The sequence below is a fragment of the Rhodococcus tukisamuensis NBRC 100609 genome, assembly GCF_001894985.1.
Classification (GTDB): Bacteria; Actinomycetota; Actinomycetes; order Mycobacteriales; family Mycobacteriaceae; genus Rhodococcus_G; species Rhodococcus_G tukisamuensis.
This window is the reverse complement of the sequence record NZ_BCXG01000003.1, coordinates 245,061-265,207: the sequence shown is the minus strand read 5'-3', so window position 1 is coordinate 265,207 and position 20,147 is coordinate 245,061. Positions and strand designations below refer to the sequence as shown.

The window sequence follows — 20,147 nt, the reverse complement described above, 5'->3', positions numbered from 1 at the left end:
TTGCTCGAGAACCCGGCCGACTTCACCGGCCGCGCGGTACTGATCACCGGCGGCACCAAGGGAATCGGGCGCGTCGTCGCCGAGACCTTCCTCGCCGCCGGCGCCCAGGTGACGGTGTGCGCGCGGTCCGAGCCCGAGACGCTGCCGGAGGCCGACGGTCGCCGGGCCGCGTTCCTGGCCGTCGACGTGCGGGACCCCGAGGCCGTCCGCGAGATGGTCGAGCAGGCCGCCGCGGCGATGGGTCGCCTCGACGTGCTGATAAACAACGCCGGTGGATCGCCGGACGCGGACGCCGCGGAGGTGTCGCCGCGGTTCGTGGAGAAGATCGTGGCGCTGAACCTGTTGGCGCCGTTCTACGTTGCGCAGGCAGCGAACCGGATCATGCGGGAGCAGACCGACGGCGGGTCGATCGTCAACATCGGTTCGGTCTCCGCCCACGATCCGCAGCCCGGTACCGCCGCGTACTCCGCTGCCAAGGCGGGCCTGCTGGTGCTGACCCGCTCGCTGGCACTGGAGTGGGCGCCGAAGGTGCGGGTCAACCACATCACCACCGGACTGATCCGGACCGAGTCCGCGGCGTCGGTGTACGGCGAGGACGGCGGTGCCGCGGTGACGCGGACCCTGCCGATCGGGCGGATGGCGGTGCCGAACGACATCGCCGGCGCCTGCCTCTTCCTGGCCGGGCCGCTGTCGTCTTACGTCAACGGTGCGGACCTGGCAGTGCACGGCGGCGGCGAGTACCCTGCCCGGTACCTGGCGACTCATCCCGAGCTCGCCTGAGCCACAGGCACACTCGCGTGCCTGTCGGGCATGCACCTGGAGAACGCACCGCTGAAACGGAGAGCAACTGTGGGAATTCTCGACGGCAAGGTCGCGCTGATCACGGGCGCCGGGCAGGGCATCGGGCGCGGCATCGCGCTGGCCCTGGCGAAGGAGGGTGTCGCGATCGCGGTGGCCGGTCGGACCGAGGCCAAGCTGGACAAGACGGTCGCGAAGATCGAGGCGATCGGCGGTACCGCGATCCCGGTGCGCTGCGACGTGAGCAACGCGCAGGACATCGAGGCGGCGGTGGCCCGCACGGTCGCCGAACTCGGTGGCGTCGACGTGCTGGTCAACAACGCCAACGACTGCAAGCCGGGGATGCTGCTCGACGCGGACGACGCCGAGTTCGAGAAGTCGTTCGCGACCGGGCCACTGGCCACCCTGCGCACCATGCGGGCCTGCCATCCGCACATGAAGGCCCGCGGCGGCGGCTCGATCATCAACCTGGTGACCTCCGCGGCGGTCCGCTGGGACGCCAGTAACTACGGCGTCTACGGCTCCATCAAGGAGGGCATGCGCTCGCTCACCCGCGCCGCGGCATGCGAGTGGGGACCGGACAACATCCGCGTCAACTCTGTTGCACCGCACGCGCTCTCGCCGGGCCTGAAATGGTGGATGGAGAACAACCCGGAGGAGGCCGCGGAGTTCGTCGCGAGCATCCCGATGGGCCGGGTCGGCGACCCCGAGACCGACATCGGCCGGGCCGTCGTCTTCCTGGTCTCCGAGGACTCCCGGTACCTGACCGGCGCGACCATCCCGCTCGACGGCGGCCAGTCGCGCTGGGGTTAGGCACTTCGTGCTCGTGCGCGGTTGACGGGTCCACGGACCCGTCAACCGCGCACAAGTGGCGCAGCCGCCTCGTCAGTGTGCGACCGGGCAGGCGCCGTAGTTCACCTGCAGTTCCTTGACTCCGTTGAGCCAGCCGGAACGCAGCCGCTGCGGGTCGCCCAGGCGGGAGATGTCCGGCAGGTGGTCGGCGATGGCGTTGAAGATCAGGTCGATCTCCACCCGGGCCAGGTTGGCGCCCAGGCAGTAGTGCGCCCCGGTGCCGCCGAAACTCAGGTGCGGGTTGGGGTTCCGGGTGATGTCGAACTTGGTCGGCTGATCGAAGACGTCCTCGTCGAAGTTGGCAGAGCTGTAGTACATGACCACCCGCTGCCCCTTCTTGATGGTGGTGCCCGACAGCTCGGTGTCCGCCAGCGCGGTGCGCTGGAACGCGATCACCGGTGTGGACCAGCGCACGATCTCGTCGGCGGCGGTCGAGGGCCGCTCCCGCTTGTACAGCTCCCACTGGTCCGGGTTGTCGAGGAACGCCAGCATGCCGTGGGTGATGGCGTTGCGGGTGGTCTCGCTCCCCGCCACCGCGAGCTGAATCACGAAGTAGCCGAATTCCTCCGGGGCCAGCGCGTGTCCGTCGACGTCGGCGTGGAGCAGGCGGGTGACGATGTCGTCTGCCGGGCAGGCGCGCTTCTGTTCCGCCATCTGGTAGGCGTACCCGAGGATGTCGAGCGAGGCCTGAACCGGGTCACCGGGGACCTCCGGGTCGTCGTAGGCGGTCATCTGGTTGGTCCAGTCGAAGATCTTGCCGCGGTCCTCCTGCGGCACTCCGAGCAGTTCCGCGATGGCCTGCAGCGGCAGCTCGCTGGCCACCTCGGTGACGAAGTCGCCGGTGGGGTTCAGCGCGGCCGCGGTGACGATGCTCGCGGCCCGCTCCGCGAGGGTCTCGCGCAGGGACGCGACGGCCCGCGGGGTGAACATCCGGGAGACCAGCTGACGCAGCTGGGTGTGCTCGGGGGCGTCCTTGTTCATCAGCGTGATGCGCTGCATCTCGACGGCCTCGCGGGTGATGTCGTCGGCGTAGCGCGGCACCGCGGTGTTCTCCCAGGACGAGAAGACGTCGCTGCGCCGGGAGATCTCCTTGACGTCGGCGTGCTTGGTGACCACCCAGAAGCCGTCGTCGTCGAACCCACCGACGTCGCGGGGCTGCGGGTTCCACCAGATCGGCGCGGCGCGGCGCAGCTCGGCGAACTCGCGCAGCGGCAGCCGCTGGGCGTAGATGGTGGGGTCGGTGATGTCGAAACCCGCGGGGAGATCGGGTGCGCTGCTGGTCATGTGCGTACTCCTGCCGACGACAATTTCGTTACGTAGTGCATTGATACACCGGCGCGGGTGATCCCGTGGCCGTTTGGTACGCACCGTGCGCCCGGGTTGGGCGGTATGGGTGCCTCTCAGCGTCCTGCCAGTTTCGCTGAGTAAATTTCGGCGGATGCACCGCCGACTCACCGACCGTCCCCGCGACTGGGCCCTCGTCGTCCTGGCCCTGCTGATCGCCGCCCTCGCGGTGACGGTGCTCGGGCCCTGGAAGATGGCCACCAACCCCCTGATTCGTGACTCGACGTCGATGTACAGCTGGGTCGACGAGGCGACGTCGGGCTGGTCGGCGCAGGCCGGGACGCTCACCGAGCTGGTCACCGAGGGGCTGCTGGTGGTGCTCGCCGGGCTGCTGGCGTTGACCGTGTGGCTGGCGCGGGCCGACATCCGCGCCGTCGCGGTCGGGGTGGCCGGCGCGGCCGGTTTCGTCGGGTCGGCGGCATCCACGCTGGTGGTCAAGGCGATGTTCGCGGAACCGCGGCCGTGTGAGGCGGTGCCCGACATGCATGCGCTCTCCGAGTGCCCGCCGATCGGCGACTGGTCCTTCCCGAGCAACCACTCCGGCATGGCGGCGGCGCTGGCGACGGCGGTGGTGCTCGCGGGCCTGGCGGCCGGGAGCCGGCGGACCTGGCTGATGGTGGTCGCGGTGCTGACCGCGGTCGTCACCGCCGCGCTGCGGGTGGTCAGCGGCGTGCACTACCCGCACGACGTGGTGGCCGGGCTGGTATTCGGCGCATCCATCACGGTGGCGGTGACGGTGGTGCTGGCGCCGGTCGCGGTCGCGGTGCTGGCCCGGGTGGGACTGGGCGGTCGAGGCGAGGGCCCGGTGGAGGCGCTCACCGAACCCCTGCGCGTGACGCACCGCCGATAGGCGCGATCGGCCCCCACACGACCTGTCGGTGTCACCGCGCGGGCCCGAGGACGGCTCGGTGTACCTGTCCGGCGGCCCGACGGTTCGGCGATCGGAACTTGTACGATCGTCCAATTCCGAGCGGAGGTGACCGCGCAACATGGCTCGACCGTCGAAACCGTTGATCAGTCGCACCGCCGCAGTGGCGGCGGCCATCGCGATCATCGACGGCGAGGGTCTGGACGCGTTCAGCCTCCCGCGTCTGGCCAAGCATCTGGGCGTCAAGGCGCCGTCGTTGTACCACCACTTCTCCGACAGGACGGAGATCCTGACCGAGGTGGCGCGTGGGATCGTGCTCGAGACCGCGATCCCGCGCCAAGAGGACTTCGACAATTGGCAGGACTGGGTTGTCGCGTACGGCTTGAACTTCCGGGATGTGGTGATGCGGCACCGCAATGCTGCGCCGCTGATGCTGCAGGTCCTCCCGCGCAACCTCGTCACCGACTACTTCGAGGCCGCGGCGGCGTGTCTCGCCGGTGCGGGAGTTCCTGCGCGGCTACATGTTCAGATACTCGACGGGCTCGAGAAGCTTGCGCTGGGCGCCACCCTCACCGAGGCGATGAGGCCTGAGGCCACGCGTTCCGCCGTCTTCGCCGACGTCGACCGAGTTGCCCACCCGGTCCTCGACGCCGCACTCGCATCGAATCAACGGACGCCGAAGCAGCTGTACGAACAGATGATGCGCAGCTTCCTGTCCGGCGTTCTTCACGACGGCCTGGTGGGCAACTCGAGCTGATCACGGAGCGCCGTCGAGCACCCGGTCCACGGCGTCGGCCGCGGTCACCGAGTCCTCGTGCTCCCACACCCGCACCACCCGCCAGCCGGCGTCGGCGAGCCGGGTGTCGGTGTCGCGGTCGCGGGCGACGTTGGTGTCCAGCTTGGCCGCCCACCAGCTGGCGTTGTTCTTCGGCCGGGTGCCGTGCACGGGGCAGCAGTGCCAGAAGCAGCCGTCGACGAACACCGCCACCCGGGCGGTCGGGAACACCAGGTCGGCGCGTCGTCGCAGGCCTGGCAGCGGTGCCCGGTCCACCCGGTAGCGGCGGCCGCGCCGGTGCAGTTCGCGGCGCAGTGCCAGCTCCGGCGCGGTGTCGCGGCGGCGCTGTTCACGCATCCGGGCGCGGACCGACGCGGACGCGGGTACCGGGGTCGAGGCCGGCTCGTGGTCCGCAGTCGGCTCGTGGTCGGGCACAGCCATGACGCCATTGTCACGCGGCGCGGGCCGGATACCCACCCATGCGGTCGAGATGTTCGGTGACGTCGTCGAGGAAGCCGGGCACGAAGCGGAGGCTGCCCATCCCGACCCGTCGCAGGAAGCCGGCGGTGGCCCGCGCGGAGAGCAGCTTGGAGTCGTCGAGGAACCCGCCGAGATCCTCGTACCGGTCCTGCACCGGCCAGGTGCTGAGGTCGGCCCGGAAGGCGGAGCCGCCCTGTCCCCAGGCCGCGATCGGCCAGGCGTCGCCCGGCTTCAGTGGCCGGTCGGTGGAGCCGTTGTAGGGCAACGGGTTCGCCAGCCGGTCGCCGACCCATGACGACATCCGGGTGCTCACGGCGTTGCCGACCAGCTTCCAACGGTGCCCGGCGCGCAACCCGGGCACCTCCAGTGCCGGTCGGGTCCAGTCGGGGTCGAAGCCCTGCAACCGTTCGGCGCCGATGATGCCGGGGGTGACCAGTTCGCCGGTGAGCATCCGCACCGCAGGGGGACTGGCGATGCCGAGCGACGAGCCGCCCTTGAGCGTGGGGACGGCGTTGACGGCCCAGCCGAGACCGCGGGTCCCCTCGGTCCAGTAGAAGCCGCACGGGTGATCGCCGGGGTCACCCTCGTCGGCGGGGCCGGCGTCGTCGGCAAAGAGCACCTCGCGGGGGTCCTCGGTGCGCGAGGCCAGCATCAGCACCCGCTGCCGGCGCTGCGGCAGCCCGAATGCGCGCGCGTCCACCACCCGGTACGCCCACCGGTAGCCCATCTCGTCGAGCGCCGAGGTGACGTGCCGCATCGCGGCACCACGGCCGAGTTGCAGCATGAAGGGCACGTTCTCGAGCAGCAGCCAGCGGGGCCCCTTCTTCCGCTTGACCAGTCGGAACACCTCGTCGACGAGGCCGGAGCGGGAGCCGGTGATGCCGACCGTCCGGCCGGCCTGGGACAGGTCCTGGCAGGGGAAGCCGGCGGTGACGAGATCGATGCCTGAGGGTAGGGATCGCAGTGCGGTGACGTCGGTGTGCAGGTCCGCGCCGGGGAACCGCGCGGCGAGCACGGCCTGTGCGCCGGTGTCGATCTCGCAGTAGAGCTCGGTGTCCCAGCCGTGTTCGCTCAGGCCCAGTTCGAGGCCGCCGATGCCCGCGAAGAGCCCTACCGCCCGCCCGCTCACCTGACTCCCTACCGCCGTTCCCGCTCGTACGGCCGTCCGACACGACCCAGGAAACCGTACCCGGCCTTTTGGGTGTTCCCCAACGTCACATTGGGGAACACCGGGATACCCGATGTGACATTGGGGGGAGTCGGAGTGAGAGCGAGTGGGGGAGCGGGCGGTCAGCGGCGCAGCAGTGGCAACTGCCGCCTGACCCGGGCCGGCTGACGAGCGGCGACGAGCCTGTTCAGGTCGGTGCGGCTGCCGACCGGGCGGTCGAGCCGGCCGGCCTGGAAGTCCTCGAGCAGGCGCGCGACGGTGTCCTTGGCGCAGGACTTGTTGGTCCCGATCGCGCCGCTCGGTCCGCGTTTGATCCAGCCGGTGACGTAGACGCCGTCCACCGTCCTCCCGGTGTGCCGGGCGCGGCCGTGGTCGTTGGGGATGATGCCGCGGCGTTCGTCGAACGGCACGCAGGGGACGGCCCTGCCGCGATAGCCGATCGACCGGAGCAGCAGTGACGCCGGTACCTGTTCGGTGATCGCGGTGGGGCGGACCGACAGGACGCCGCCGTCGCCGAGCACCAGTTCGTTGCGGACGACGGCGACGGCCTCGACACGGGCGTCGCCGACCACCCCGGTCGGCGACGTCAGGTACCGGAACACGATCCGCCTGTGCCCGGGATCCGTTGTGCGGTAGGCGACCGCGCGCGCCAGCTGCATCTTGAACACGGTCGACGGCTCGAGCTCGCCGCGGTCGAACTGCAGGGCGGTGGCCGCGTCCAGTTCGAGGTCGGCGGGGTCGATTACCACGTCCACGCCGCCAGGCTGCCCGGCAGGTCCTCGCCGGGGATGTAAGAGGCGGCGGTCGTGCGGCGCGCCGACCGCGTAGATCACCGCGTGGTGGTGGTCGAGCAGGTCCGGGTGGCTCAGGTGCCGGCCCACCTCGGCGTTGAGGTGGAACTGGAAGCCGTCCTTGACCGCAGTCCAGTCGAAGGAGTCCGAGACGGCTTTGGTGCCGGGCTGATCCGGTGCCACGCCCGCTCGGATCAGCCCCCATGGGGTGGGCAGCTTCTCGAAGACCTCGACCTCGACGTCCGAGTGAACTAGCAACTCCTCGGCGGCCATCACGCCGGCGTATGCGTTGGCGCCCTTGAAGAAGTTGCCCCACAGCTTGCCGAGCCGGTGGATGGCGGCGTGCGGTCCGTAGCTCGGCATGCCGAGCCGCTCGCCGGCGCGGGCGAACATCACGGAGCGCCGGCGATCTCGGTGAGCGCGAACTGCACGTGGCGGGTGTGCTTGTCGCGGCTGTAGACGTCGCGCAGCAGCATCTGCATTAGCAGGATCTCGAACCACGGCCTGACGCTGGAGACGCTGGCCGCCTCGTGCTTGGTGAGCTCGACTCGCTGTTCCATTGTCATCTCGTCCCACAGGGCGGTGCCGTAGAGCGTGCTCCACTCCGGGGTGAGCCTGTGCTTGTCGGTCGGCACCGGGGCGTCCCAGCCGACCTCGATCACCGGGTCGTAGGACTTGCGTGCGGAGGAGGCCAGCAGTCTCGCGGCGGTCCTCGCGATCGGAGACCGGGTGGCTCTGAATCGGGATGGCGTGACAACAGCCACTCGGAATCGGTCGGACCGCCGTAAGTTCGGGTAACCGAACTTTTTGATATGGTCGATCAAATATTATCGAGTAGAACGAGGTGGTCGGTGGAAAGCGTCCGTGTCGAGACGGTCGAACGGGCGCCTGCGCGCCGGGGCTCGGGTGTCGGGCGGCTCATCGCGCTCGCGGGTCCGGCCTTTGTCGCGGCGATCGCGTACGTGGACCCCGGGAACGTCGCCGCCAACCTCACCGCCGGCGCCAAGTACGGATACCTGCTGGTGTGGGTGCTGGTCGCGGCCAACGCGATGGCGGTGCTCGTGCAGTACCTCTCCGCCAAGCTCGGCCTGGTGACCGGTCGGTCGCTGCCGGAGATGCTCGGCGAGCGACTGCGCCCGACGCAGCGCAAGGCGTTCTGGGTGCAGGCCGAGTTGGCCGCCGTCGCGACCGACGTGGCGGAGGTGATCGGTGGCGCCATCGCGTTGAACCTGCTGTTCGGGGTGCCGCTGCCGCTCGGCGGGCTGATCACCGGCGCGGTGTCGATGGCCATCCTGGCCACCCAGTCCCGTGGTCAGCGCACCTTCGAGTTCGTGGTGATCGGCCTGCTCGCGATCATCACGCTCGGTTTCGTGAGCGGCCTCGCGTTCACGGACGTCGACGGCGGGGAGGCACTGCGCGGGCTGGTGCCGCGGTTCGAGGGCACCGAGACCGTGCTGCTGGCCGCCAGCATGCTCGGCGCGACCGTGATGCCGCACGCCATCTACGTGCACTCCGCGCTGGCCCGTGATCGGCACGGCCGTGGGATCAAGGCCGCTCTGCTGCCCAGGCTGCTCAAGGCCACCAAGCTGGACGTGGGCTTCGCGTTGCTGGTGGCGGGCTCGGTGAACATCGCGATGCTGCTGTTGGCCGCGTCCGCGCTGCGCGGGTTCGAGGGTACCGACACCATCGAGGGCGCCCACGCCGCCATCTCCAGCGCGCTCGGCCCGGCCGTGGCGGTGGTGTTCGCGGTAGGACTGCTGGCGTCCGGCCTGGCGTCGACGTCGGTTGGATGCGCGGCGGGCGCGGAGATCATGCAGGGGCTGCTGCACTACCGGATCCCGATGCTGTTGCGGCGCACCGTGGTACTGATCCCGGCGCTCGTGGTGCTCTCCCTCGGTATCGACCCGACGATGGCACTGGTGATCAGCCAGGTGGTGCTGAGCTTCTGCATTCCGTTCGCACTGATCCCGCTGGTGCGGATGACGTCGGAGACCGCCCTGATGGGCGAGCACCGCAACCGGCGTGGCACGACGGTCGCGGCGTGGACGGCCACCGGCGTCATCGTCGCACTCAACGCGGCGCTGTTGGTGCTGACGGTCGTCGGGGGCTGACCCGGCCCGCTCGGCGCACCGACGTCGCCACTGCCGGTCGGTCGTGGACCGCGACCGGCCGGCGGGAGGTCAGCCGGCGTCGGCCGTGGCGAGTTCCTCGGCCGTGGTCGGCGTGGGGGCGCCCTTGCGCCCGGGTGCCCAGATGCCGACGGCCACCGCCGCGACGAGCATCACCCCGGCCAGCACGTACGACGCGTGCGACATCCCGGCCATGAACGCCGACCGGGCGAATTCGGCGAGCTGCTCGCCCTGCGGGCCGCCGGCGAACTTGGCCACCTCGAGCGCCGCGGCCAGCGAACTGCCGACCGGCTCCTTCGCGATCTCCGGCGCCGCGGCGACGGCGGGTGCGATGTTGTGGCTGTAGGTCGCCGCGAGCAGGCTGCCTGCCAGTGCGGTCCCGACCGCCGCGCCGATCTCCCGGGTCGCGTCGTTCACCGCGGAGGCGACGCCCTGCTTGCCGTCCGGGGTGTTCTCGACGATGCCGGTGGTCGCCGGCGCGGTGCACAGGCCGAGCCCGAGGCTGAAGATCAGCAACGCGACCACGGCGGGTCCGTATCCGCCGTCGGCCTCCAGCCTGCCGAGCAGCACCAGGCTGATCCCGGCCAGCGCGAGCCCGGCGAAGGTGAGTGTCCGCATCCCGACCCGCGGTATCAGCCAGGGCGTGACCGCGGAGACCGCGATCATCGGCACGGACATAGGGGCCAGCGCGAGCGCGGCCTGCAATGCGCTGTAGTCGAGCACCAACTGCATGTACTGGATGAGCAGGAAGAACAGGCCGAAAGTCCCGACGAACTGCAGGGTCAGCGAGGCCGCGCCGGCACCGAACCCGCGGACCCCGAACAGCCGTACGTCCAGCAGTGGATGCTCGCGGCGCAGCTCGACGGCCGCGAATGCGACCCCGGCCCCGATGCCCACGATCAGCGCGACGGCCACCAGGGGATCGGTCCAGCCGCGGATCGGTCCCTCGAGCAGGCCCAGCACGAACAGCCCGATCGCGGCCGTGGACAGCACTGCCCCGAGGATGTCGAAGGCGGGCGAGTCCTGGTCCCGGGACGACGGCAGGGTCCAGGCGAGGGCGAACAGGACGAGTGCCGCCACGGTGAAGCCGACGAAGATCGACTGCCACTGCCACAGTTCGAGCAGCAGGCCCGACACCAGTAGTCCCGCGATCCCGCCGGACGCGGCGACCCCGGCCCAGATGGCGACGGCCCTCGACCGCTGTGCCGGCGGGAAGCTCACGGTCAGCAGCGACAGGGTCGCGGGCATCACCAGGGCGGCGCCGACGCCGGCCACCGCGCGCGATCCGATCAGCCACTGGGGCGAGTCGAGGAAGATCGGGACGACGGATGCCGCGGCGACGATCAGCAGCCCGATGATCAGCACGCCGCGGCGGCCGTACCGGTCGCCGAGCGCACCGGCGGGTAGCAGCAGCGCGGCCAGCGTGAGGGTGTAACCGTCCACGATCCAGGTCAGCTGGCTCTGGGTGGCCCCGGTGTCCAGCGCGAGGCCGGGCAGGGCGGAGTAGAGGGCCGCGGCCGCGGCCATGACCATCGCCACCGCGGCGCACACGACGGTGAGCGTCCATACTTCCCGGGCGGACCATTTCGTCTCGTCGAGCGGGGATTGCCGGATCATGTCGACCTCTCGATAGCGAAACAAGACCGTTGGTATTGTTAGTAACAAGACCGCCAGTATCGTTTGTGGCCGGCGGTTCCACAACCCCCTCGGAGGCGTCATGGGCGAGCAGCCCACCACCGCGGCCGATGCCGGGTCCCGTGAGGACCCGCGCAAGGTGCGCTCACGGGCCCGGCTGCTCGACGCGGCCACCGCCCTGTTGGTCAAGGGTGGGACCGAGGCCGTCACCATCGACGCGGTCACGCGCGCGGCGAAGGTGGCCCGTGCGACGCTGTACCGCCACTTCGACAGCGGCACCGAACTTCTCGCGGCCGCCTTCGGGCGACTGGTGCCACCCGTGGCTGCGGAGCCGGAGGGCGGCGACCTCCGCGAACAGCTCGTGTCCCTGCTGACCGCGCAGGCCAAGCTGATCGAGGAGGCGCCGATGCAGCTGACCGCGATGTGCTGGCTCGGGATGGGGCCGGGGCTCGGTGACCACCCCGACCACTCCGACCGTCCGGAGCTGCGGTCGCTGCGGCGGCACATCGCCGAGCAGTACCGGCTGCCGTTCGACCGGATCTTCGCCGGCACTCCGGCTCGCGAGTTGCTCGGCGACATGGATCGGGAGTTGGCGTTGGCGCAGTTGGTCGGGCCGATTGTGTTCACCCGGCTCGCGACCCTGCCCCCACTGGGACCGGACGCCTGCGAGCGGATCGTCGACGACTTCCTGCGGGCCAGGTCCGCGGCGCAGTGATCCTCGCGTTCCCCCGGAGGGCGTGAATTCGCTGTTCGGCCTCGCACGGCGGTCGGTCGCGCGGATACTATGAACCAGCGCAGCTCGACGACCCGGTGCGGCTGAGGATCGAGCGCAGCATGTGTCAGGCCGCCGCGGGTTCGAAGGAAGTGGCAGATGCCATTCCGGTCCGTCCCGGTACGGGCAGAGTCTGGCGGCGTCGGACCTGGCGATAAGGGGACGCACGATGCTCAAGAGAATTGCACTGCTGATCGTGACGGCGATGGCGATGTTCGGGTTCCTGGCGGTCGGGCCCGCGGCCGCCGCGGAGCGGGCCGTCCTCGGCGGCGGCTCCGGGATCCTCCTCGGCGGAGAGGCGATGTGCACGCTGACGACCATCGGCCACGACAACGCCGGCCGACTGGTCGGCATCACCGCGGGACACTGCGGTGAACCGGGGATGGCTGTCGAGGCGCCGGACCGGCAGGACCTCGGCGTCCTCGGGCACATGGTCGCCAAGAGTCGGGAGCTCGACTACTCGGTGATCGAGTTCGACGCGTCCCGGGTGACTCCGGTGAATCGTGTCGGCAACGTCACCATCACCGGGATCGGTGCGCCCGCGAGCTTCCCGGCCATCGTGTGCAAAGAGGGTCTGACGACGGGTAACACCTGTGGCGTGGTGTGGGGAGACCTGCTGCAGAGCAACGAGACCTGGACCCAGATGTGCGTTATAGAGGGTGACTCGGGAAGCCCGGTGGTGCTCGGCACTACCCTGGTGGGCATGGTGAATGCGTACGTGGGATTCGCGTGTCTGGGCCCGGAGCTCGGCACGAACATCGACGTCATCATGGGCGACATCAACGCTCGTGGCGGCGCCGGCGCGGGCTTCCGCCCGATCTAGCCGCCGATGCCACCTCGCAAGAACAGCGTCGACCGCCTGACCGAGCAGGACCTGACAGAACTGGCAGCAGCGGTCGCTGCCGGTAAACGCGCGACCGTGTACCTCAACGACGCCACCCCGAGTCTCGGTTTGGCAGAGGGTTGTTCGGCCCGAGTGCTGTCCATTGACGGCGCCACCGTGCTGATCCGGCCGAAGGGTGTCAACGACGAGTTGCCGTTCGAGGCCGACGAGCTGCGCCGTACCCGCCTCCCGGCAAAGACGGCGGCCCGGGCGGCCAAGGCCGCGTCGGCCAAGCCCGCGGTCGCGAAGTCTCCGTCGGCCAAGCCCGCGTCGGGCAAGCCTGCGGCCGCCAAGTCCGCGGTAGCGAAGCCCGCTGTGGCCGCGGCCCCGAAGTCGGTGCCCGCCAAGGTTGTCGACACCCGGGTGGCGCCCGCCGCCCCACCCAAGCCGGCGCCGGTTGCGGCGACGGTCTCCGTCACTCCACCGAAGGCAACCGTGACCGCACCGAAGGCCGATCCCGACACCCGGGCATCCGAGAACACCGCACCCGCGCCGCGGCGGGCCCGCCGCGCGAAGGACCCGGCCAGCGTCAGCGTCACGCTGCACGCCGAGGCGGGCAACGAGTGGACGGTGACGGTCACCCACGGCGAACGGCGTCCAGGCAAGGCCGCTCCGGTGTCCGCGGACGCGGTGGAGCGGGCGGTCCGCGAACTCGGCGACCCGGCCGCCGAGCAGGCGGTCGCGTCGGTGCTCTCGGCGGCCCGCGAGGCCGCGGCCCGCCGGGTCGAGGAGCTCAGCCGGCAGCTGGCGGAGGCCCGTGACACCCTGGAATCGCTGGGAGCCGAGGGGATCTGATTGCGCGGCGCGGGGCCTGGCGGGTTCAGGCCCGGCGCAGGGCGTGGGCCTTGAGGCGGTTGTATCCACGCACCCGGAGGGTCCGCAGCGACCGCAACTGCACCTCGGTGTCGTCGGCGAGTGCGTCCGCGAGGTCGGTGTCGACCAGCACGGTGCCGGGCCGCGCCGAACTGGTCAGCCGCGCGGCGACGTTGACCACCGAGCCGTAGGCGTCGCCGAACCGGACCAGCACCGTGCCCATCGCCAGCCCGACCCGCAGGTCCGGCAGCTCCTCGGTGCTGTGCGCCGCGTCCTGCAGCGCCAGCGCGATCCGGGCGGCGTCGGCGGGGTTCTCGACCGCGAACATCACCTCGTCGCCGACGTTCTTGATCACCCAGCCGCGACCCTGGCTGATCACGTTGGTGACGGTGGACTCGAAGTACTCCAGCAGTCGGGTGAGCTCGGTGACGTCGATCCGCCGGGTCAGGCTCGTGTAGCCGACCATGTCGGCGAAACCGATGACCAGGGTGCGGGTCTCGGATTCCTCCCCGCGGTTGTCGAGGAACCGGGCGGCGTTCGAGGCCAGGTGGCGTCGCCACACGTACGACTGCAACTCCTGCAGGGTGGGGAGCATCTGCTCCGCGACGAGGGCAGCCTGCGCGGCGACCGCGAGCACGCTGACCTCCTTGTGGCCGGTCCGTTCGCGCTCCACCCGCTCCAGGATGTGGCTGTTCAGCAGACCCAGTTGCCACTCCGCCAGCCGGGAGAAGGACTGACCCAGCGCCCGGGCCACCGACACCTCGAGGTCGGGGTCGATGATGCCGCGGTCGACAAGTGAGGTGATGCTGCCCAGCGCGGCGACGTCGGCGTCGGTGAACATCGGTGCGTCCGGGTCGGAGTCGACCGCGAAACCCATTGCGATCCAAAGTCGTTGTGCGCGTTCGAGTGGGATGCCGGACAGCTCGGCGACCTGCTGACGGGTGTACTTGATCTCGCCGCCCAGCAGGTTGCGCTCGATCTCGGCCTGGATCATGGCGAACTCGCGGGCCTGCCGCCGTCCGGGGGGATGCTCAGCCACACACCGCCCCGTTCGACGCCGAACCGACCAGCTTCGCGTACTTGGCCAGTACGCCACGGGTGTAGCGGGGCGGCAGCGGTTCCCAGCCCTGGCGTCGCCGGTCGAGTTCGTCGGCGTCGACCAGCAGGTCCAGGGTTCCGGTGCTGACGTCGAGGCGGACGGCGTCGCCGTCGCGGACGAAGGCGATCGGTCCACCGTCGACTGCCTCCGGGGCCACATGCCCGACGCACAGGCCGGTGGTGCCGCCGGAGAAGCGTCCGTCGGTCAGCAGCAGCACGTCCTTGCCGAGGCCGGCGCCCTTGATGGCCGCGGTGATGGCGAGCATCTCCCGCATCCCGGGCCCGCCCTTGGGGCCTTCGTAGCGGATCACCACGGCATCGCCGGCGGTGATCGTGCCGTCCTCCAGCGCGTCGAGTGCGGCACGTTCGCGGTCGAACACCCTTGCCGTGCCGCTGAACACGTCGGACTCGAAGCCCGCCGACTTGACCACCGCGCCACCGGGCGCCAGCGAGCCCGACAGGATGGTGATGCCGCCGGAGGGGTGGATCGGCGAGGACATCACCCGGAGCACCACGCCGTCGGGGTCCGGCGGGTTGATCTCGGCCAGGTTCTCCGCCATGGTCTTGCCCGTCACGGTGAGGCAGTCCCCGTGCAGCATGCCCGCGTCGAGCAGCGCCTTCATCACCACGGGAACGCCGCCCTTGCGGTCGACGTCGAGCATGACGTGCTTGCCGAAGGGCTTGACGTCCGCCAGGTGCGGCACCTTCGCGCCGATCCGGGAGAAGTCGTCGAGGGTCAGCTCCACCTCCGCCTCGTGGGCGATGGCGAGCAGGTGCAGCACCGCGTTGGTGGAGCCGCCGTATGCCATCACGACCGCGATGGCGTTCTCGAATGCCTTCTTGGTCATGATGTCCCGGGCGGTGATGCCCCGCTCGATCAGCCGGACGACGGCCTCGCCGCTGCGCCGCGCGTAGCCGTCGCGTCGACGGTCGGAGGCGGGCGGCGCGGCGCTGCCGGGCAGCGACATGCCCAGGGCCTCGGCGACGCAGGCCATGGTGTTGGCTGTGTACATCCCGCCGCAGGCCCCCTCGCCGGGGCAGAACGTCCGCTCGATGGCGTCGACGTCCGCGCGGCTCATCAATCCGCGTGAACACGCGCCGACCGCCTCGAAGGCGTCGATGATGGTGACCTCGCGTTCGGTGCCGTCGGACATCTTCGCCAGGCCGGGCAGCGCGGAGCCTGCGTAGAGGAAGACGTTCGCCAGGTCCAGGCGGGCGGCGGCCATCAGCATCCCGGGCAGGGACTTGTCGCAGCCGGCGAGCAGCACCGAACCGTCCAGGCGTTCGGCCTGCATGACGGTCTCGACGCTGTCCGCGATCACCTCGCGGGAGACCAGCGAGAAGTGCATGCCCTCGTGGCCCATCGAGATGCCGTCGGAGACCGAGATGGTGCCGAACTCGAGCGGGTACCCGCCCGCGGCGTGCACGCCGTCCTTGACCGCGGTCGCGAGTCGGTCGAGGGACAGGTTGCAGGGGGTGATCTCGTTCCAGGAGGAGCCGACGCCGATCTGGGACTTGCCCCAGTCCTCGTCGCCCATGCCGACCGCGCGCAGCATGCCGCGGGCGGCGGACTTCTCCAGTCCGTCGGTGACGTCGCGGCTGCGCGGTTTCACGTCGGGGGTCGATGGCGCGGGGGCGTTCGGATCCTGGACCATGCGGCTCATCTTCCTCCGGTCGGGCGTGGCGGGGGTGTGGAACGGTCGTCGCGCCCGGTCAGTGCCAGCAACCGGGTCTGCAGGGGAGCGTCGTCGGCGACGGGCACGGGTGACGCGAACAGGCCACTGGCGCTCAGCATCTCGCGGCGTTCGTCGAGTTCCTCCCAGACCGCGGCGACCAGCCTCGCGTCGAGCGACTCGTCCATCCCGGCCGCGCGGGCCAGGTCCCAGCTGTGGATGGCGAGGTCGGCGACCTGCTCGTGCAGGTATTCGTCGACGGTGACGGTGCCGTAGGACAGGTGCACGGGCGCGGACGGCGACGCCACCGACCAGGCGAGCACGGCGCGCCCGGAGTACTGCGCCCACTCGCTCGCGAGGTCGTCGCCGAGCGGCCGCACGTGCGCCGCGGCCTCGGCCAGGGTGAGGCCGCCCAGCAGGGGCGGCACCCACTGCTGCTCCACGATCACGTGCCGGACCAGATCAGCGGTGTCCCAGTCGGTGTCGGGGGTGGGCGCCGACCAGTCGGTGACGCCCCGGACGCGTTTGCCGAATTCCTGCTGGGCCCGATGCTGGAGCTCGAGCCACCCGAGTGCCACCGGCCGCCCGCCGCTACGCGGATTCGCCGGTCATGACGCTGAATGCGGCCCCGGTGGGGTCACGCAGCACCGTCATCCGGCCGACGGCCGGCACGTCGAAGGGCTCGACCATGACGCCGCCGCCGGAGGCCGTCGACTTCGCGGCCGTCGCATCGGTGTCCTCGACGGCGAAGTAGACGTGCCAGTGGGTGGGGACCTGCGGCATCCGCGGCGTCGTGCAGCCACCGACCTGCGCCTCGCGGACCTTCAAGACGGTGTAGGGGCCGCCGGGCAGGTCCGAGGTGCTCGAGGAGAGCCCGACCACGGCCTGGTAGAACGCCAGCGCCTTGTCCGGGTCGGGGGTGATCAGCTCGTTCCAGATGACGGTGCCGGGCTCGTTCACCAGGGTCGCGCCGATGTGTTCCCCGGCCTGCCACAGGCCGGCGACCGCGCCGGTGGGGTCGGTGAGGAACGCCATCCGCCCGGACTGGCCGATGTCGACCGGTCCCATGATCAGCTCGCCACCGGCCGGGGCGACCTTGGCCGTCGCCGCGTCGGCGTCGTCGGTGGCGAGGTAGGTGTTCCAGATCGAGGGGGCGTCGGCGGGGGTGCCGGGCGGTTGGCCGCCGATGGCGGCGACGGACCCGCCGCGCAGGGTGGCCATCGAGTAGGTGCCGCCGTCCGGGGTGGGCATGTCATCGAACTCCCAACCGAACAGCGCGGTGTAGTACGCCTTGGCGGCGCCGGGATCGGTGCTGGACAGGTCTACCCAGCAGGGCGTGCCCTCTTCATAACGGGTGCGTTCGGGCATGACGATTTCCTTCCGCAGGAGAAAGTCGGTCTCGCCGGTGGGGCGAGGCCCGTCGTCTACGGTTCCAGGCCGCGCTCGGTTTGGGAAGAGGACACCGGTTGCACGGCCGGGGCGGAGATGTCGCAGTGCGGGCAGCAGTCGACGGTCTCCTCGTGCGCGAGAGGTTCGGCGGACTCGGCGGGCAGTTGCGTCGCGCCCGCCGGAACCAGTGCCGCGGCCAGTGCCGCGCCGATCACCAACAGCCCCATGCAGATCAGCATCGCGACGTGGAAGCCGTCGGAGAACACCTGCGGGTCGGTGTAGTCGGTGCCGGTGATGCCCGCCAGTCCGGGCAGCGCGGCAACCGCGAGCAGCTGACTGCTGCGGGCCACCGCGTTGTTCACGCCGGACGCGATCCCGGCACGGTCGGTGGACACGGAGTTCAGCACCGCCCCCGTCAGCGGGGCCACCAGCGCGCACAACCCGAGACCGAAGACCAGCACGCCGGGCAGCACGTCGGTCAGGTACGACGCACCGGGTCCGATCCGCAGCATCAGCGCCAGCCCGGCCGCGGCCAGCAGAGGTCCGACCGTCATCGGCAGCCGCGGGCCGTGGTGCTGGGCCCACCGGCCGGCGCGAGAGGAGAGCAGCAGCATCAGCACGGTGATGGGCACGGTCGCCACGCCCGACGCGAGCGGCGAGTACCCGGCGGCGAGCTGCAGCTGCAGCACCAGCAGGAAGAACACCCCGCCGAGCGCGGCGTACACCGCGAACGTCACCAGGTTCGCGGCGACGAAGACCCGTGACCGGAACAGTGCCGGCGGGATCAGCGGGTCGGTGCTGCGGCGTTCGACGACCACGAACACCACGAACACCGCGAGGCCGAGCAGCACGGGCATCCACTGCTGGGCGATCAGACCGTAGGTGATCCCGGCGAGTCCGGCGGCGGCCAGGACGGCGCCGACGACATCGAGTCGGCCCTCCTGCTGCGGGTCGCGGCTCTCCGGCACGTGCCGCAGCGCCACCCACACCACGGCGACCGCCAGTGGCAGGTTCAGCAGGAACACCGCCCGCCAGCTGGACACCTGCACGATCCACCCGCCGAGCAGCGGGCCGCCCGCCGCGGCGACCCCGCCGAGGCCGGACCACAGGCCGATCGCGGCGCCGCGGTCGTCGGGGTCGATGGCGGCGGAGAGCAGCGCCAGGCTGCCAGGGGTCAGCAGCGCCGCGCCCACCCCCTGCAGGATCCGGGCGGCCACCAGCATCTCGATGTTCGGGGCGACGCCGCACAGCAGCGACGCGGCCGCGAACCAGACTGTGCCCCAGACGAAGACCTTGCGCCGGCCGAGGCGGTCGCCGAGCGCGCCGGCGAGCAGGATCAGCGAGGCCAGGGTGAGGGTGTAGCCGCTGAGCACCCACTGCAGTCCGGCGACGGTGGCGTCGAGGTCTTCGCCGATGCGGGGGAGCGCGATGTTGACGACGGTGGCGTCGAGCATCGCCAGCGAGGAACCGAGGACGGTTGCGAGGACCACCCAGCGCCCGGTGGCCGAGCGCAGGCGGACCGTCTGCCGGGTCGGGCCCATGCGGGTGAGGCTACGCCGACAATCCGCGCCCCGGTTGCACGCGTCGCGGGCGCAATTGCGGGTGCGACGGGTACAACGTGGGTGCGAATTCAGCGTCGGGCGAGTTCGAGGCCGCGCCGGATACGGTTTGCAACGACGTTCGGGGTGCCGAGTTCGCGCCACACCCACCGGACGACCATGAAGCCCTCGGCGCGGAGCAGGTCCTCGCGGCACTTCTCGGCGATCACCGCGTCGGCCGCGTCCTCCTCGGATGCCGGTCCCGTCCGGTACTCGCCCCGGTACTTGCCGAGCCCGTCGAACTCGCCGACCAGGCCGCAGCCCCACAGGAAGTCGACCCGGCCTACGGTGCCATCTGAGTTTGAAATCCACTGTTGCAGATCGGGTTTCGGTACTCGAAGCCGATGCATGAGTGCGCGACTGCGGGATTCGCCGACGCTCTCGCTGCGCCCGTCCATGAACGCCACCGCCCGCGCCGCCGCGCCGACACCCGACCGATGGTGCGCCGACGCGATGCTCTGCGCGAGCTCGCCCGGCGTCACGAGCTTGTTGTGCAGCGCGCAGTCGCCGACCACCACGGCCTGCTCGAAGGGGACTGTGCGGGCCAGGTCGACGACCGTCCTCGCGACGGTGGTGCAGCGCGCACCATTGCGGACCGTCACCTCGTCGTCTCGGAACGGCGTCGCGTGCAGGTGCCGCCGTCGGCCAAGCTTGCCGCCACGGGTGCGGTCGGCGGTCAGGTGTACCCGGTCCAGCGGCACGGACCACAGGTCGATCCCGTGCAGGACCGCAGCCGATGTGTGGCTGACGACCAGGTCGGGGTCGCAGGCCGCTGCTGTCGCCAGCGTCAGCGCGCGGTGCTGGCCGACGGAGTCGAGCGCGCCGAAGTCCGACGCCCGCAGGTAGGAGCCGGGCCGGATGGTGACGAGGTGACCGCCGTCGCGGCCGCGCCGCAGGTCACGGTCGGTGTGCCCGTCGCCCAGGGCCTCGGTGCGGCGGATGACGCCGTCTCGGAAGGAGTCCACGAGTCGACGCTCGCAGGGGACTGCCCTCGGCACCAGACCCAGCCCGCGCCCTGTGGACAACTACGCAATCCGCACCCCGGCTGCACGCGTCGCGGACGCAATTGCGGGCGCGACGG

18 protein-coding genes and 1 pseudogene are annotated in these 20,147 nt (G+C 70.8%); 8 read left to right on the top strand and 11 right to left on the bottom strand.

Translation table 11 applies throughout. The features are described 5' to 3' along the window. Entirely contained in the window at positions 1-780 is a 780-nt protein-coding gene (locus tag RT2_RS05175; protein ID WP_072843538.1) for an SDR family oxidoreductase, read from the top strand. Positions 781-849: 69 nt separating this feature from the next. Continuing rightward, a complete protein-coding gene (locus tag RT2_RS05170; RefSeq protein WP_072843442.1) occupies positions 850-1,611 on the top strand; it encodes an SDR family NAD(P)-dependent oxidoreductase in 762 nt (253 codons plus the stop codon). A gap of 72 nt (positions 1,612-1,683) precedes the next feature. On the opposite strand, the gene RT2_RS05165 is transcribed toward RT2_RS05170, so the two are convergent. After that, positions 1,684-2,934: a cytochrome P450 gene (locus RT2_RS05165; RefSeq protein ID WP_072843441.1), complete on the bottom strand. Its 1,251-nt coding sequence runs from the start codon at positions 2,932-2,934 to the stop codon at positions 1,684-1,686. Between the two features lie 154 nt (positions 2,935-3,088). On the opposite strand from RT2_RS05165, the gene RT2_RS05160 reads away from it, so the two are divergent. Then, positions 3,089-3,844: a phosphatase PAP2 family protein gene (locus RT2_RS05160; RefSeq protein ID WP_072843440.1), complete on the top strand. Its 756-nt coding sequence runs from the start codon at positions 3,089-3,091 to the stop codon at positions 3,842-3,844. Between the two features lie 139 nt (positions 3,845-3,983). Further along, entirely contained in the window at positions 3,984-4,619 is a 636-nt protein-coding gene (locus tag RT2_RS05155; RefSeq protein WP_072843439.1) for a TetR/AcrR family transcriptional regulator, read from the top strand. Here RT2_RS05155 and vsr read toward each other — a convergent pair whose 3' ends face one another. From vsr to RT2_RS05140, 3 genes and pseudogenes are all read right to left on the bottom strand, one after another. Next, entirely contained in the window at positions 4,620-5,078 is a 459-nt protein-coding gene (gene vsr, locus RT2_RS05150) for a DNA mismatch endonuclease Vsr (protein WP_072843537.1), read from the bottom strand. A 10-nt stretch (positions 5,079-5,088) separates the two neighbouring features. Continuing rightward, on the bottom strand, positions 5,089-6,246 hold the full coding sequence (locus tag RT2_RS05145) for a DNA cytosine methyltransferase (protein WP_072843438.1): 1,158 nt from the start codon (positions 6,244-6,246) through the stop codon (positions 5,089-5,091). A gap of 1,082 nt (positions 6,247-7,328) precedes the next feature. Next, positions 7,329-7,817 (bottom strand): annotated as a pseudogene (locus tag RT2_RS05140) (diiron oxygenase); the annotation flags it as partial. Positions 7,818-7,927: 110 nt separating this feature from the next. Between RT2_RS05140 and RT2_RS05135 the strand changes: the two are divergent. After that, positions 7,928-9,187 carry an Nramp family divalent metal transporter gene (locus tag RT2_RS05135; RefSeq protein ID WP_072843437.1) on the top strand — a complete coding sequence of 420 codons (1,260 nt, stop codon included), beginning with the start codon at positions 7,928-7,930 and terminating at the stop codon, positions 9,185-9,187. A gap of 69 nt (positions 9,188-9,256) precedes the next feature. Here the strand turns inward: RT2_RS05135 and RT2_RS05130 are convergent, their stop codons facing one another. After that, entirely contained in the window at positions 9,257-10,822 is a 1,566-nt protein-coding gene (locus tag RT2_RS05130) for an MFS transporter (protein WP_072843436.1), read from the bottom strand. Between the two features lie 100 nt (positions 10,823-10,922). Here RT2_RS05130 and RT2_RS05125 point away from each other — a divergent pair, with 100 nt between their 5' ends. From RT2_RS05125 to RT2_RS05115, 3 genes are all read left to right on the top strand, one after another. After that, positions 10,923-11,555 carry a TetR/AcrR family transcriptional regulator gene (locus tag RT2_RS05125; protein ID WP_072843435.1) on the top strand — a complete coding sequence of 211 codons (633 nt, stop codon included), beginning with the start codon at positions 10,923-10,925 and terminating at the stop codon, positions 11,553-11,555. 226 nt (positions 11,556-11,781) lie between these two features. Beyond that, the gene (locus tag RT2_RS05120) at positions 11,782-12,435 is read left to right on the top strand and encodes a chymotrypsin family serine protease (protein ID WP_072843434.1); all 654 of its coding nucleotides are present in this window, start codon (positions 11,782-11,784) and stop codon (positions 12,433-12,435) included. Positions 12,436-12,441: 6 nt separating this feature from the next. Further along, entirely contained in the window at positions 12,442-13,290 is an 849-nt protein-coding gene (locus RT2_RS05115; RefSeq protein ID WP_072843433.1) for a translation initiation factor, read from the top strand. Positions 13,291-13,315: 25 nt separating this feature from the next. On the opposite strand, the gene RT2_RS05110 is transcribed toward RT2_RS05115, so the two are convergent. From RT2_RS05110 to RT2_RS05085, 6 genes are all read right to left on the bottom strand, one after another. Then, on the bottom strand, positions 13,316-14,302 hold the full coding sequence (locus RT2_RS05110; RefSeq protein ID WP_072843536.1) for an adenylate/guanylate cyclase domain-containing protein: 987 nt from the start codon (positions 14,300-14,302) through the stop codon (positions 13,316-13,318). Between the two features lie 37 nt (positions 14,303-14,339). Next, positions 14,340-16,061, bottom strand: a complete 1,722-nt coding sequence (gene ilvD / locus RT2_RS05105) for a dihydroxy-acid dehydratase (protein ID WP_072843432.1) — start codon at positions 16,059-16,061, stop codon at positions 14,340-14,342. 5 nt (positions 16,062-16,066) lie between these two features. Next, positions 16,067-16,657: a TIGR03086 family metal-binding protein gene (locus RT2_RS05100; protein ID WP_072843431.1), complete on the bottom strand. Its 591-nt coding sequence runs from the start codon at positions 16,655-16,657 to the stop codon at positions 16,067-16,069. A gap of 13 nt (positions 16,658-16,670) precedes the next feature. Then, on the bottom strand, positions 16,671-17,447 hold the full coding sequence (locus tag RT2_RS05095; RefSeq protein WP_072843430.1) for a VOC family protein: 777 nt from the start codon (positions 17,445-17,447) through the stop codon (positions 16,671-16,673). A gap of 56 nt (positions 17,448-17,503) precedes the next feature. Beyond that, positions 17,504-19,009 (bottom strand): MFS transporter, encoded by a 1,506-nt coding sequence (locus RT2_RS05090; RefSeq protein WP_072843429.1) that lies wholly within the window; start codon positions 19,007-19,009, stop codon positions 17,504-17,506. Between the two features lie 89 nt (positions 19,010-19,098). Continuing rightward, entirely contained in the window at positions 19,099-20,031 is a 933-nt protein-coding gene (locus tag RT2_RS05085; RefSeq protein WP_072843428.1) for a hypothetical protein, read from the bottom strand. Positions 20,032-20,147 lie beyond the last annotated feature (116 nt).

What these genes read in the sequence shown, in the direction of transcription:
- RT2_RS05165 (WP_072843441.1), bottom strand. Translation starts at nt 2,934, where the DNA reads ATGACCAGCAGCGCACCCGATCTCCCCGCGGGTTTCGACATCACCGAC.
- RT2_RS05160 (WP_072843440.1), top strand. Translation starts at nt 3,089, where the DNA reads ATGCACCGCCGACTCACCGACCGTCCCCGCGACTGGGCCCTCGTCGTC.
- RT2_RS05155 (WP_072843439.1), top strand. Translation starts at nt 3,984, where the DNA reads ATGGCTCGACCGTCGAAACCGTTGATCAGTCGCACCGCCGCAGTGGCG.
- vsr (WP_072843537.1), bottom strand. Translation starts at nt 5,078, where the DNA reads ATGGCTGTGCCCGACCACGAGCCGACTGCGGACCACGAGCCGGCCTCG.
- RT2_RS05130 (WP_072843436.1), bottom strand. Translation starts at nt 10,822, where the DNA reads ATGATCCGGCAATCCCCGCTCGACGAGACGAAATGGTCCGCCCGGGAA.
- RT2_RS05125 (WP_072843435.1), top strand. Translation starts at nt 10,923, where the DNA reads ATGGGCGAGCAGCCCACCACCGCGGCCGATGCCGGGTCCCGTGAGGAC.
- RT2_RS05120 (WP_072843434.1), top strand. Translation starts at nt 11,782, where the DNA reads ATGCTCAAGAGAATTGCACTGCTGATCGTGACGGCGATGGCGATGTTC.
- RT2_RS05115 (WP_072843433.1), top strand. Translation starts at nt 12,442, where the DNA reads ATGCCACCTCGCAAGAACAGCGTCGACCGCCTGACCGAGCAGGACCTG.
- RT2_RS05110 (WP_072843536.1), bottom strand. Translation starts at nt 14,302, where the DNA reads ATGATCCAGGCCGAGATCGAGCGCAACCTGCTGGGCGGCGAGATCAAG.
- ilvD (WP_072843432.1), bottom strand. Translation starts at nt 16,061, where the DNA reads ATGGTCCAGGATCCGAACGCCCCCGCGCCATCGACCCCCGACGTGAAA.
- RT2_RS05095 (WP_072843430.1), bottom strand. Translation starts at nt 17,447, where the DNA reads ATGCCCGAACGCACCCGTTATGAAGAGGGCACGCCCTGCTGGGTAGAC.
- RT2_RS05090 (WP_072843429.1), bottom strand. Translation starts at nt 19,009, where the DNA reads ATGGGCCCGACCCGGCAGACGGTCCGCCTGCGCTCGGCCACCGGGCGC.